The following is a 13,452-nucleotide window of genomic DNA, read 5'->3' on the forward strand; positions in this document are numbered from 1 at the left end:
TTCAGATCCTTAAAGCTTGGGGTCAGAGCAGGCCTGACCGGAAATAACGATTGCGCTGATGCTATCAGAGACGCAGGCGTCCGCCACGACTGCGTGCCGCGCCCAGACCATGGGGCAGCAGGCTGGAGCGGGTGTGGGCGTGGCAAATGGCAATGGCCAGGGCGTCGGAGGCGTCGATCTGGGGTTTGGAGGTGAGTTTGAGCATGTGCATGACCATCATTTGCACCTGTTCTTTATTCGCCCCGCCCGTACCGACCACGGCCTGCTTGACCTGGGTCGCGGTGTATTCGGCGATCTCCATGCCCTCCTCGGCCCCCGCCACGATGGCCGCGCCACGCGCCTGGCCGAGCTTCAACGCCGAGTCGGCATTCTTGGCCATGAAGACTTTTTCGATACCCATGGTCACCGGGCCGTAGGTCTGGATGACTTCACGCACGCCGCGATAGACGATCTGCAAGCGTTCGGCCAGCTCGCCTGCACCGGTGCGAATGCAACCCGAGGCAACATACACGCAGCCGCGCGGGGTGTGTTGCACCACGCCAAAACCGGTGATGCGCGAACCGGGGTCGATACCTAGGATTAAAGTCATAACGCCTGCGGGTTGGATAAATACAATTTTTGACACACCGTAGTTTCAATGTGGGAGGGGGCTTGCCCCCGATGGCGGTGGGTCAGTCACAAATGTGCCTACTGACACTCCCTCATCGGGGGCAAGCCCCCTCCCACATTTTGACCTCATCGTTTTTTAGACTAGCTGTTCAGCCACGGACTCGGGGATGTCGGCGTTGGAGTACACATTCTGCACATCATCCAGGTCCTCGAGCATATCCAGCAGCTTCAACACTTTCTGTGCACCGTCCAGGTCCAGTTCGGCGCTGGTGGTCGGCAGCATCACGATTTCCGCGTCGGTGCCGTTGAAACCAGCGGCTTCCAGGGCGTTACGCACCGCGTAGAAACCGGCAAACGAGGTGAACACGTCGATGGAGCCATCTTCGTTGGTCACCACGTCGTCGGCGTCCGCCTCCATCGCGGCTTCCATCAGCGCGTCCTCATCCGTGCCCGGTGCAAAGGTAATCTGGCCTTTGCGCTCGAACAGGTAGGCCACCGAACCGTCGGTTCCCAGGTTGCCGCCGCACTTGCTGAACGCATGACGCACCGCCGCAGCGGTACGGTTACGGTTGTCGGTCATGCACTCGACCATCACCGCCACGCCGCCGGGGCCGTAGCCCTCGTAGGTCAATTCGACCATGTCGTCGGTATCGGCTGCGCCGGCACCACGGGCCACGGCGCGGTCGATGATGTCGCGGCTCATGTTGGCGCCGAGCGCCTTGTCCAGCGCCAGGCGCAGACGCGGGTTGGAGCCCGGGTCACCGCCGCCCTGGCGGGCCGCGACGGTGAGTTCGCGGATCCACTTGGTGAAGATCTTGCCTTTCTTGGCATCCTGACGCTCTTTGCGGTGCTTGATGTTCGCCCACTTGGAATGGCCAGCCATAACACAACTCCGAAATTCTCTAGAAACCTATCAATCCCGCCCCCGGCGAGATTTCCCTCTTTTAAACGCAAAGGCGCATCCGAAGATGCGCCTTTTTGACTGCGTACAACCTTATCGCGCTTTCACGCTGCAGCCTTACTCAGCCTTCGGCGTCTCGCGCAGGCGAATATGCAGCTCGCGCAGTGCCTTGGCATCCACCACACCCGGGGCCTGGGTCATGACGTCCGCAGCGCTCTGGGTTTTCGGGAAGGCAATCACTTCGCGGATCGACTGGGCGCCGGTCATCAGCATCACCAGACGGTCCAGGCCGAACGCCAGGCCACCGTGCGGTGGCGCGCCGTATTTGAGCGCATCGAGCAGGAAGCCGAACTTCTCTTCCTGTTCCGCTTCGTTGATGCCCAGCAGACGGAACACCGCTTGCTGCATCTCCTTGCGGTGGATACGGATCGAACCGCCACCCAACTCGGTGCCGTTGAGCACCATGTCGTAGGCACGGGACAACGCGCCGGCCGGGTTGGCTTCCAGTTCGGCCGGGGAGCACTTCGGCGCGGTGAACGGGTGGTGCAAGGCGCTGAAGCTGCCGTCGTCGTTTTCTTCGAACATCGGGAAGTCGACAACCCACATCGGCGCCCATTCGCAGGTCAGCAGGTTCAGGTCGTGACCGAGCTTGATGCGCAGCGCGCCCAGGGCTTCGCTGACGATCTTGGCCTTGTCGGCACCGAAGAACACGATATCGCCATCGACCGCACCGACGCGATCAAGGATTTCGTTCAGGTTATCCAGCGGGATGTTTTTCACGATCGGCGATTGCAGGCCGTCAACACCGTTGGCGCGCTCGTTGACCTTGATGTACGCCAGGCCCTTGGCACCGTAGATGCCGACGAACTTGGTGTAGTCGTCGATCTGCTTGCGCGGCATGCTCGCGCCGCCAGGCACGCGCAGGGCGGCGATGCGGCATTTCGGGTCATTGGCCGGGCCGCTGAACACCTTGAAGTCGACGTCCTTGAGCTGATCGGCCACGTCCACCAGTTCCAGCGGGTTACGCAGGTCCGGCTTGTCGGAACCGTAGCGGCGCATGGCCTCTTCGAAGGTCATGTGCGGGAAGTCGCCGAACTCCAGGTTCAGCACTTCCTTGAACAGGTTGCGGATCATCTGTTCGGTGAGGCCCATGATCTCTTTTTCATCGAGGAAGCTGGTCTCGATGTCGATCTGGGTGAATTCCGGCTGGCGGTCGGCGCGCAGGTCTTCGTCACGGAAGCATTTGGCGATCTGGTAGTAACGGTCGAAGCCGGCCACCATCAGCAATTGCTTGAACAGCTGCGGCGATTGCGGCAAGGCAAAGAAGCTACCGGCGTGGGTACGGCTAGGCACCAGGTAGTCACGCGCACCTTCAGGCGTTGCACGCGTGAGGATTGGTGTTTCAACATCGAGGAAGCCGTTCTCGTCGAGGAAACGGCGGATGCTGGTGGTCATGCGCGAGCGCAGGCGCAGCTTCTCGGCCATTTCCGGGCGACGCAGGTCCAGGAAGCGGTAACGCAGGCGAGTTTCCTCGCCCACGTCGGAATACTCGTTGAGTGGGAACGGCGGGGTTTCCGACTCGTTCAGCACTTCCAGCTCATAGCCCAGCACTTCGATGCCGCCGGACGCCATGTTCTTGTTCACCGCACCGGCCGGGCGCAGACGCACCTTGCCGGTGATCTTCACCACGTATTCGCTGCGCACGCGGTCGGCGGCGGCGAAGCTCTCGGCGCGGTCCGGATCGAACACTACCTGGGCCAGACCATCACGATCACGGATATCGAGGAAGATCACCCCGCCGTGGTCGCGGCGACGGTGAACCCATCCGCAAAGGGTGATTTCCTGACCTTCCAGGGTCTCGTTCAGTTGGCCGCAATAGTGGCTGCGCATCATGGTCGTGGTTTCACTTCTCGTAATTCGAAATTCGGTGGCAGGCCTGCCTCGCCACCGTACATTAAAGCAGGGGACGGATAATGCAGGAGCCTGCGCGTAGAGTTCAACTCAGTCTGCTTTGTCGCCGCCCGCCAGGTTCTTCTTGGCGCCGGTCTTGAAATCGGTCTCGTACCAGCCGCTGCCGCTCAGGCGGAAGCCCGGCATGGACAACATCTTTTTCAACTCAGGTGCCTGGCAGGCTGGGCAATCGACCAACGGCGCGGCGCTGATCTTCTGGATGGCTTCCAACTGATGACCACAGGAAGCACATTGATAGTCGTACATGGGCATGGGGATGTCTCGGCGATCAGATCGTACTGCGCCACGCCCTGGCGTTGTGCATAAAGCCCGGCATGCGCAGCAAAGCGCGGGATTATATCTGGTAAATCGAGGCAGCGCAGCCGGCTTTCTGCCCGAGGCCCGGCTCGCCAGAACGGAGGGCCGGGCCTCGGAGCCATCCCGTCACACTGGCCCGGAGGCGCCAAGACGGTCTTTCAACAGGTGAACGACGCACACCACCCGCACCAGCCCGCTGAAGTTCTTCACGCCGCCATAACGCAAATGCACTTCACGGTCGACGTAAGACAACAGCGCACTGACCGAGCAGGTATTGATCCTGGCTATTTCCGTGAGGATATTCCAATAGATCTGTTCAAGCCGCAGGCATGTGGAAAACCCGTTGAGCCGCACCGACCGCGATAAGGGTTTGGCCAGCCCCATGTCGAACCCCTTAGCGAAGGGATCAACCTTTATCTTGTGAAAACCACCGGTTTCCACGCCCTTACCCACTCCACATAACATACACCTGACACTCCCTTGCCAAACAGCAGTCCATGGGTTTCTCCCATTGGACGGTAGGCCTATAAAACAGCAGGAAGCCAAGAGCAGCCAGAAGACGCGGGAGATGGTGGTCGTAGGACAACGCCAGGAAGCGCAGGGAAACCAGTGAGCGGCGCCCTGCAGACGCCACCCGGTTCGACGATTACTGGTTTTCGAGCAGCGAGCGCAGCATCCAGGCGGTTTTTTCGTGCACTTGCATACGCTGGGTCAACAGGTCCGCCGTCGGCTCATCGCTGACCTTGTCGAGCAATGGGAAAATGCCACGCGCGGTGCGAGTGACGGCTTCCTGGCCGGCTACCAGTTGCTTGATCATCTCCTCGGCACTCGGCACGCCCTCTTCTTCCTTGATCGAAGACAGACGGGCGTAGATCGAGTAGGCACCCGGCGCCGGGAAGCCCAGGGCACGGATACGCTCGGCAATGGAATCCACCGCCAGCGCCAGTTCGTTGTACTGCTCCTCGAACATCAGGTGCAGCGTACGAAACATGGGCCCCGTGACGTTCCAATGGAAGTTGTGGGTCTTCAGATACAGTACATAGGTATCGGACAGCAGCCGTGAAAGTCCGTCGACGATGGATTTACGGTCTTCTTCACTGATACCAATATCGATTGCCATGTTTTTCCCCTTCAATTGATGAGCATTCATTGATCAGGTGCAGGACCACTCTAGCAAGAGTGCAGGCTGCGTGCAGCCCGACGCAACCAGGCGATGTGCGGCAAATCGCCCCGCACCGCTTGCGAGGCAGCGGCCGGCGAGCCTGTTGTCCTGTAGGAAAAACGCTCGAAAAGCCGCCCAAATTACCCGCACCCCTCTAGGACAAGCCTTCGAGCCGAAAATGCCGCCGCGATTGCAACACCCTGAAATGCTTGATTTGAGTAGGCACAGCCTTTGCTGTTAAATAGGCGGCGTGTGGCTGCCGTTCATTTCCGCGGCACGTCACATAGGCTGATACCCGCGCACGTGCCCAACGCCTCCCATTGTTCAGAAGCGAACCGTGCCAGTCAGCTCTTCCTTGTGATCCGTCTTAACGTGAGTTAATCAAAATGTTGAAAATCGTCCACCTGCTAACGGGCGTTGCAGCGTTGCTGCTGTCCTTTATCCCGAGCCTGCAGCCTGAAAGCCTGCCCTACCTGCAACAACACGACGCTCTATACCTGGCCTTGTTCGGCCTTCTCAACCTGACACTGGCACCGGTAATCCCTTACTGGAACAAAGGCACGCGTCATCAACTGCAAAACCTGGTCAGCGCGCTGCTGGTACTGACCGTTGTCGTTCAAACCCTCACCCTGCTGGCACCCATGCCTGAAGTGGGCGGCCATCCGGCCATCCTGCTCAGCCTGGTGATTGCTGTGGTCGCCATCGTTCTTCACCTGGCCATCAGCTTCTACCGTTCGTCCCCTGCGGCCGCGTCGCAAAACTACGACATGACCAACCGGGATACCGGAACCGTCAAGTGGTTCAACACCTCCAAAGGCTTCGGCTTCATTTCGCGCGACTCGGGTGACGATATCTTCGTGCACTTTCGGGCTATCCGCGGTGAAGGCCACCGCGTCCTGGTCGAAGGCCAGCGCGTGGAGTTCTCGGTGATGAACCGCGACAAAGGTCTGCAAGCTGAAGATGTAATCGCTGCCCTGCCGCGTCGCTGATTCCAGCCTGCGCTGCAAAAAAAACCGCGATCCGGCGTTGGCCGGATCGCGGTTTTTTTATTGCGCGCTCATTCAATAGTGCGGCGGCGGTGCTTCTTCTTCCGAGGTTTCGAACTGGCCGCCCATCTCTTCCTGGCGCTTGAGCAATGCGTTCATCTGCAGTTGCAGGCGCTCCACGGCGTGCTGCTGGGCGACCAGAATGTCATTGAGGGTTTCGATGGTGTCGTCCTGGAAGGCCAGGCGGCTTTCCAGGTCGGTGACGCGATCTTGCAGGTCCATGGTTCAGTCCTGGGTAAAAATGAAGTCGGCAGGCAGTAATTCACGCAGTCGGCTGCGGATCGCCGCCACCTGCTCCGGGCGGTAGGGAACGGCCGGATGCCTGCCCCAGACCGGCGCCGGCCAGGCTGCGTCATCGCGCTTGCGCACGATGACATGCACATGCAACTGGCTGACGACGTTGCCCAACGCGCCGATGTTCATCTTGTCGGCGGCCAGGCCTGAGTTCAGCAGCTGTGCGAGGGTCGTCGTTTCCTGCCACAACCTCTGTTGCTCGGCGACATCCAGTTGAAACACTTCGCTGATAGCGTTGATACGCGGTACCAGGATGAACCAGGGGTAATTCGAGTCATTGGACAACAGCAGGCGACAGAGAGGGAAGTCCCCGATGGCCACTGTGTCTTGTTGCAGGCGTTGATCTAAAGCGAACACGTAGGCACTCCGTTCGGCAGGTCAATTCAGGCGCCCAGCATAACGCCGAATGCTCACGGCTTCACGGTGAATGCGCAGGAAGCCTTGAGGCAGATGGATCGCCTATACGCACCCTTTCGAGGCAGCGGGACGCTTGAACCAAGCTAAGTCGGGCCTCGAAGGGATGCACCAAAATGACCCAGCCGTGCATCAAACAGGTCCAACCGCTACCCACTTGGAGGGTCAATCGGTAACGTTTTGCTCAGGTGCAGGTTGTGTGGACCACCGAATGGGGGTAACACCCGCGCGTCAAGCGAGAACCAAAGGGTTTAAAAAGCCCGTGCTTATGCGGTTTTTACACGGCCGTAACGTTTTTCACGAAAAAACGACATTCGATTAGCGCTTTGTGCACGCTTGTTGCATTCACCTCACTATCGTCGGCAACGACACCTGGGTGGATGCCAGGGTTTCGCGATAGGCAACAGTAGCGTTTCAATGTGTACCAGGGATGGATTTCAAACTTTCAGCAAGTCTGAAAAGAACATTGAAGTTGTCAGCCCGGTCACCGCCGGGCTGTGATTTGCGACACGGAGCTAGCAATTTACGACAGCCTCGTAAAGAAGCTGAAAGGATAGTTGGGTAAGTATCGTCAATAGCGCCGGTGTGAGCTAACTTTGCGCCGACACAAATAAAGAAAGAGCCGCCCAGATAAAAATACAGGTGGGACGGCAGTACTCTTCCTAAAACCAAAGGAGCAAATCACGATGCGCGTGATGAAGTGGAGCATGATCGCCCTGGCTGTTTCAGCAGGCACCTCGCAGTTCGCAATGGCGTCCGCCCAGGACGATTCCAAGGGCTTTGTTGAAGACAGCACGTTCAGCATCAATACTCGCGCCCTGTACTTCAGCCGCGACTTCCGTAACAACCCGTCGGGCCCGGGCTCCAAGAGCCGTGCCGAAGAAAGCGGCCTGGGCTTCAACGCCTTGTACGAATCGGGCTTCACCCAGGGCACCGTGGGTGTCGGTGTCGACGTGATCGGCCTGATGGGCCTCAAGCTCGACAGCGGCAAGGGCCGCGCCGGTACCGGCCTGTTCCCTACCGGTTCCGACGGTCGCTCGCAGGACGAGTACTCCAAAGGCGGCGGCGCGGTCAAGTTCCGCATCTCCAATACCGTGCTGAAAATCGGTGACCAGTACACCACAGCACCTGTATTCGCTTCCGATGACAGCCGTCTGCTGCCTGAGCTGCCACAAGGCATCTCGATCACCAGCAACGAGATCAAGGGCCTGAAGCTCGAAGGCGGTCACTTCACTTCCAGCGTCGCGCAGAACCAGACCTACCACGACAGCCTGGGCCTGACCAAGACCGACTTTGTCGGCGGCGTCTATGCCTTCACCCCGGAAGTCACCGGCAGCCTGTACTACGCGAAAACCGAAGACTACTTCCGCAAGTACTACAGCAACCTGAACTGGACCCACGCCCTGAGCGATGACCAGTCCTTCGCGCTGGACTTCAACATCTACGACACCAAAAGCGACGGCGCAGGCCTGCAGCGCGCCGAGAAAGATGGCGTGACCAAGCTCGACAACCGCGCATTCAGCTTGCAGGGTGCGTACACCATCGGCGCTCATACCTTCACCCTGGCGGCCCAGAAGGTTACCGGCGACGGCGACTACGGCTACGGCGTAGATGGCGGCGGCACCGTGTTCCTGGCCAACTCCATCGCCCGTTCCGACTTCAACGCCGAAGGCGAGAAGTCCTACCAGGCACGTTACGACATCAACATGGCGACCTTCGGCATTCCCGGCCTGAGCTTCATGACCCGTTACGTCACCGGTAGCGGCGCCAACACGGCCACCACCAGCAACGGTAAAGAGTGGGAACGCGACATCGAAGCCAAGTACGTGATCCAGAGCGGCCCGGCTAAAAACCTCAGCCTGCGCCTGCGTCAAGCGACCTATCGTTCCGGTGATGGCGTTTACTACGGTTCGCCTTCGATCGACGAACTGCGCCTGATCGCGAACTACCCGCTGAACATCCTGTAATTGCGCAAGCTGTTACAACGATGACTTAAGGTTTCGACCTTGAATAAAAAGCCGCTCCCCTGTTTACAAGGGAGCGGCTTTTTTATTGCAGTTATATGTCAACGGAAAAGTAACTAGCAAGCTAAGTAACTATATCCACGCCTGCTATATAAGTGCCGCGTTTAACCTGACCTTTCGGCCAACTTAAACGCAACACGGATTCATCACTTCGCCGGGGCTTCCTGCATCACGCGAATAACGCGCTGCGGGAACGGAATATCAATGCCAGCGGCTTTCAAACGGTCGCGCGCCAGTTCATTGAGCATGAATACAACGTCCCAATAATCCGGCGTACTGGTCCAGCAACGCAGAGAAACGGTGATGGAGCTGTCACCCAGGGTCGATACCACCGCGACAGGCGCCGGATCGGCCAGCACGCGCGGGTCTTTGGCCAGTTCCAGCAACACTTCACGGGCTTTCTGCAGGTCCGCCTCGTAGTCCACGCCCACATCGAATACGACCTTGCGGGTCGGCTGGCGGTTGGTGTTGGTGATGATACCGTTGGACAGGATGCCGTTCGGCACGATCACGGTCTTGTTGTCGCCGGTACGCAGCACCGTGTGGAAAATCTGGATACTGTCGACGGTACCCGAGGTGCCTTGGGCTTCGATCCAGTCACCGATGCGGAACGGGCGGAACAGCAGAATCAGCACGCCGCCGGCGAAGTTGGCCAGGCTGCCTTGCAATGCCAGGCCGATCGCCAGGGTAGCCGCACCGATGGCGGCGACGAACGAGGTGGTTGCCACGCCGATCATCGACGCCACGCTGACGATCAGCATGACTTTCAGCGCAATGTTCGCAAGGCTGGTGATGAAATGCTGCAGCGCCAGGTCGGCGTTACGCACGGCCAGCAAGCGCCCAACCCGGTGGGTAAACACATTGATCAGCCACCAACCGATGGCCAGGGTGATAACGGCCAGCAGTACCCGGCTGCCGTATTCCATGATCATCGGGATCCAGGACTGCGAGGTCTTGATCAAGTGATCCACTTCAGCGTTCAAATCCATCTATCTTCTCCTGTGGTGCGGATATGCGGCTTTATTGACTGCCTGAAAACGCAAATGAGCCCCGTAGGGCTCAAGTGTAGGCACGATTGCTGCGGCGTGGGACGTCAAAAACGGCCACAGGTTCCGCAATGTGCTATCAGTCGCGGAAGTTATTGAACTGCAGCGGCATGTCGAAGGTCTTGGCGCGCAGGGCCGCGATGGCCTCTTGCAGGTCATCACGCTTCTTGCCGGTGACACGCACCTGCTCGCCCTGAATGGCCGCCTGGACTTTCAGCTTGGCATCCTTGATGTGTGCGACGATCTTCTTCGCCAGCTCCTTGTCGATGCCTTCCTTGAGCACGGCTTCCTGCTTCATCAGCTTGCCGGAGGCGTAGGCGTCCTTGACTTCAAGGCACTGCACGTCGATCTTGCGCTTGACCAGGGCCAGCTTGAGGATTTCGATCATCGCTTCCAGCTGGAAATCGGCTTCAGCGGTCAGGTTGACGGTCAGTTCCTTTTCCTTGAACTCGAAGCTGCCCTTGCCTTTCAAGTCATAGCGACGGTCCAGTTCCTTGACGGCGTTTTCGACGGCGTTGGTGACTTCGTGTTTGTCCAGTTCGGATACCACGTCGAACGAAGGCATGTCATTTCTCCAATATAAGGGGCGGGTTCAGTAGAGATGGAGCGCGCCCAAGCTAAAATGCCGGGGCATTATAGCGGTTCTTTCGCCGCGTTCACCGCCGGCGACCCTACGGAGCACACACTGATGTCGACCACCTGGCATATTCTCGGCGCCGGTAGCCTGGGCACCCTCTGGGCCACGCGGCTGGCGCGCGCGGGCGTGCCGGTGCGGCTGATCCTGCGCGATCAGGCGCGCCTGGCCAGCTATGCGTCGGGCGAGGGCCTGACCCTGGTTGAACAAGGCATTGCGCGCACCTACCGGGTCACCGGCGAAACGCCCGACAGCCCGGAGCCGATCCATCGCCTGCTGGTGGCGTGCAAAGCCTACGATGCCCCAGGCGCCGTCGCACAGTTGCAACATCGCCTGGGGCCGGACGCGGAACTGATCCTGCTGCAAAACGGCCTCGGCAGCCAGGATGCCGTCGCCGCCCAGTTGCCGCAGGCGCGTTGCATCTTTGCCTCCAGCACCGAAGGCGCGTTTCGCGATGGCGACTGGCGCGTGGTATTTGCCGGCCACGGCTACACCTGGCTGGGGGACGCGGCGCGCCCTACTGCGCCGCTGTGGCTGGAGGACTTGCAGGCCGCCGCCATTCCCCATGAATGGAGCACCGATATCCTCACGCGCCTGTGGCGCAAGCTGGCGCTCAATTGCGCGATCAACCCGCTGACCGTGCTCTACCAGTGCCGCAACGGAGGCCTGCAGGCCCATCAATGTGAAGTCGCAACCTTGTGCGCCGAATTGACCGAACTGCTGGAGTGGTGCGGCCAGCCTGCGGCTGCGCTGGATTTGCACGGTGAAGTGCAGCGAGTGATCCAGGCCACCGCGGCCAACTACTCGTCCATGTACCAGGACGTGGCCAACGCGCGGCGTACCGAAATCAGCTACTTATTGGGCTACGCCTGCCAGGCGGCCGCCCGCCATCGACGCGTGCTGCCCCATCTGCAGCAGGTGCAGGCGCGTCTGGTCGAGCTGTTGGTTGCACGCCGATTGCCCCGCGACTGAGGCACGCGCTACCCTGCCTTATGTCTATTGCTTGCGAAAAAACTGATGCCACTGCGCCAGCGTCTTGAAAACCTACCGGTAGGGCAGAAATTGCTGGCCGCCCTGCTGGTACTGCTGACCACCGTGTTGCTGGTGGCCAACCTGACCTTTATCAGCGCCGCCTACTGGATTTCCCAGGAAAGCATGGCGCCCCAGGCGTTGCAGGCCATCGGTAGGCTGGTGTCCAACCCGGCGCTCGCCGCCGAAGCCCTTCAGTCCCCGGACAAGGCCAACGCGCTGCTCAATGAGCTGACCAGCTATTCACCGTTGCGCGCCGCCGCTCTTTACGACGGCGAAGGCAATCGCCTGGCGCAGATGCAGCACGGCGACCGCCTGCACCTGCCCGACAACTATCGGCATGTCGAAGCCTGGCGACTCACCGAGTTTCGCAGCAACCAAATCATCACCCTGCCCCGCCCCGGCCAGCCTTCAGGGCATCTGTTGCTGGTGGCCAGCAGCGAGCTACCGGTGGCGTTCTACACCGGCACCCTGACCGCGAGCCTGGGCATCCTGATTTTCAGCGTCCTGCTGTGGCTGGTGATTGCCCGGCAGATCAAACGCCTGATCACCCGGCCCATCCATGAGCTCGAAGAGCTGTCGCGCCAGGTCACTCGCGAAGAGAACTACGCCCTGCGCGCAGGCCCCGGCAACCATGATGAGATCGGCAGCCTGGCGGAAGCGTTCAACACCATGCTGTCGCGCATCGAGGCCCGCGAGCAGCAGCTCAAACGTGCACGGGATGATTCCCAGGCCGCCTACGACCAGGCCCAGGGCCTGGCCGAAGAAACCCGTCATACCAACCGCAAACTGGAACTGGAAGTCCAGGTGCGCAGCAAGATCGAGAAAAAGCTCACCGGTTTTCAGAATTACCTGAACAGCATTATCGACTCGATGCCTTCGGCGCTGATTGCCCTGGACGAACAGCTCTATGTCACCCAATGGAACCAGGAAGCCACCGCGCTTTCCGGCACGCGTCTGGATGAAGCCCTGAACCAGCCGATCTATCTCGCGTTCCAACCGCTCAAGCCGTACCTGCCGCAAATCAAGGCCACGGTGGAACAGCATTCGGTGGAGCGGATCGAGCGGGTCACCTGGATCAAGGACGACGAACCAAAGCATTACGCCCTGACGTTCTACCCATTAATGGGCGGTGCCGGGCGTGGCGTGGTGATCCGCATCGACGACATCACCCAGCGCCTGTCCCTGGAAGAAATGATGGTGCAATCGGAAAAAATGCTCTCGGTCGGCGGCCTCGCTGCCGGCATGGCTCATGAAATCAACAACCCGCTGGGCGCGATCCTGCACAACGTGCAGAACATTCGGCGCCGCCTGTCACCCGACCTGCCCAAGAACCTGGAACACGCCGAACAGGCGGGCATCGAGCTGGACCTGGTCAATCGCTACCTGCATAGCCGCGAAGTGCCGCAGTTACTCGACGGGATTCAACAGGCCGGTGCGCGCGCAGCGAAGATCGTCACGCATATGCTCAGCTTCAGCCGACGCAGCAATCGGCAAATGGCCCCCTGCGACTTGCCGGCCCTGATCGACCAGGCCGTGGAAATCGCCGGTAACGATTTCGACCTGGCCATCGGTTTTGACTTCAAGGGCCAGGCAATCACCCGCCAGTTCGATCCGCAACTGGGCCCGGTGCCCGGCACGGCCAACGAGCTGGAGCAAGTGCTGCTCAACCTGCTGAAAAACGCCGCCCAGGCGATTCACTTGCGTGAAGACGGCAGCGAACCGGGACGCATCATCCTGCGTACCCGCCTCAACCCACCCTGGGCCGAGATCCAGGTAGAAGACAATGGCATCGGCATGAGCGAAAACGTGCGCAAACGCACCTTCGAGCCGTTCTTCACCACCAAGGAAATCGGCCAGGGCACCGGGCTTGGGCTGTCGGTGTCGTATTTCATCATTACCAATAACCACAAGGGCCAGATGGAAGTGCATTCGACCCTCGGCCAGGGCACGTGTTTTACCCTGCGCCTGCCGCTGGCCGGCAGCCAACTGTCCCCCGCAGAACTCACCCGACTGGAGCAATGA

Annotated in this window: 14 protein-coding genes; 4 read left to right on the plus strand and 10 right to left on the minus strand. The window is 59.9% G+C overall.

The window, feature by feature from the left end; genetic code table 11:
• Positions 1-64 precede the first annotated feature (64 nt).
• From ruvC to TU82_RS14445, 6 genes are all read right to left on the minus strand, one after another.
• The gene (gene ruvC / locus TU82_RS14420; RefSeq protein ID WP_057723842.1) at positions 65-589 is read right to left on the minus strand and encodes a crossover junction endodeoxyribonuclease RuvC; all 525 of its coding nucleotides are present in this window, start codon (positions 587-589) and stop codon (positions 65-67) included.
• Positions 590-745: 156 nt separating this feature from the next.
• Positions 746-1,492, minus strand: a complete 747-nt coding sequence (locus tag TU82_RS14425; RefSeq protein ID WP_057723843.1) for a YebC/PmpR family DNA-binding transcriptional regulator — start codon at positions 1,490-1,492, stop codon at positions 746-748.
• 135 nt (positions 1,493-1,627) lie between these two features.
• Positions 1,628-3,403 carry an aspartate--tRNA ligase gene (gene aspS, locus TU82_RS14430; RefSeq protein ID WP_057723844.1) on the minus strand — a complete coding sequence of 592 codons (1,776 nt, stop codon included), beginning with the start codon at positions 3,401-3,403 and terminating at the stop codon, positions 1,628-1,630.
• Positions 3,404-3,511: 108 nt separating this feature from the next.
• Positions 3,512-3,733 (minus strand): FmdB family zinc ribbon protein, encoded by a 222-nt coding sequence (locus TU82_RS14435; RefSeq protein ID WP_003193872.1) that lies wholly within the window; start codon positions 3,731-3,733, stop codon positions 3,512-3,514.
• 171 nt (positions 3,734-3,904) lie between these two features.
• Entirely contained in the window at positions 3,905-4,243 is a 339-nt protein-coding gene (locus TU82_RS14440; RefSeq protein WP_057723845.1) for a ribbon-helix-helix domain-containing protein, read from the minus strand.
• A gap of 181 nt (positions 4,244-4,424) precedes the next feature.
• Positions 4,425-4,898, minus strand: a complete 474-nt coding sequence (locus TU82_RS14445) for a Dps family protein (RefSeq protein ID WP_003193874.1) — start codon at positions 4,896-4,898, stop codon at positions 4,425-4,427.
• A 428-nt stretch (positions 4,899-5,326) separates the two neighbouring features.
• Between TU82_RS14445 and TU82_RS29360 the strand changes: the two genes are divergently transcribed.
• A complete protein-coding gene (locus tag TU82_RS29360) occupies positions 5,327-5,929 on the plus strand; it encodes a cold-shock protein (RefSeq protein WP_005790922.1) in 603 nt (200 codons plus the stop codon).
• 72 nt (positions 5,930-6,001) lie between these two features.
• On the opposite strand, the gene TU82_RS14455 is transcribed toward TU82_RS29360, so the two are convergent.
• Positions 6,002-6,208 carry a SlyX family protein gene (locus tag TU82_RS14455; RefSeq protein ID WP_057723846.1) on the minus strand — a complete coding sequence of 69 codons (207 nt, stop codon included), beginning with the start codon at positions 6,206-6,208 and terminating at the stop codon, positions 6,002-6,004.
• Between the two features lie 3 nt (positions 6,209-6,211).
• Complete coding sequence (locus TU82_RS14460) at positions 6,212-6,637, minus strand: HIT domain-containing protein (protein ID WP_057723847.1); 426 nt, start codon at positions 6,635-6,637, stop codon at positions 6,212-6,214.
• A gap of 743 nt (positions 6,638-7,380) precedes the next feature.
• Here TU82_RS14460 and TU82_RS14465 point away from each other — a divergent pair.
• On the plus strand, positions 7,381-8,661 hold the full coding sequence (locus tag TU82_RS14465; protein WP_057723848.1) for an OprD family porin: 1,281 nt from the start codon (positions 7,381-7,383) through the stop codon (positions 8,659-8,661).
• Between the two features lie 203 nt (positions 8,662-8,864).
• Here TU82_RS14465 and TU82_RS14470 read toward each other — a convergent pair whose 3' ends face one another.
• On the minus strand, positions 8,865-9,707 hold the full coding sequence (locus TU82_RS14470; RefSeq protein WP_057723849.1) for a mechanosensitive ion channel family protein: 843 nt from the start codon (positions 9,705-9,707) through the stop codon (positions 8,865-8,867).
• Between the two features lie 136 nt (positions 9,708-9,843).
• Positions 9,844-10,329, minus strand: a complete 486-nt coding sequence (locus TU82_RS14475) for a YajQ family cyclic di-GMP-binding protein (RefSeq protein ID WP_003193880.1) — start codon at positions 10,327-10,329, stop codon at positions 9,844-9,846.
• Positions 10,330-10,452: 123 nt separating this feature from the next.
• On the opposite strand from TU82_RS14475, the gene TU82_RS14480 reads away from it, so the two are divergent.
• Both TU82_RS14480 and TU82_RS14485 read left to right on the plus strand, forming a co-directional pair.
• Complete coding sequence (locus TU82_RS14480; RefSeq protein ID WP_057724082.1) at positions 10,453-11,370, plus strand: putative 2-dehydropantoate 2-reductase; 918 nt, start codon at positions 10,453-10,455, stop codon at positions 11,368-11,370.
• 45 nt (positions 11,371-11,415) lie between these two features.
• Positions 11,416-13,452, plus strand: a complete 2,037-nt coding sequence (locus TU82_RS14485; protein WP_057723850.1) for a sensor histidine kinase — start codon at positions 11,416-11,418, stop codon at positions 13,450-13,452.

Source organism: Pseudomonas orientalis (assembly GCF_001439815.1).
GTDB classification, from domain to species: domain Bacteria; phylum Pseudomonadota; class Gammaproteobacteria; order Pseudomonadales; family Pseudomonadaceae; genus Aquipseudomonas; species Aquipseudomonas orientalis.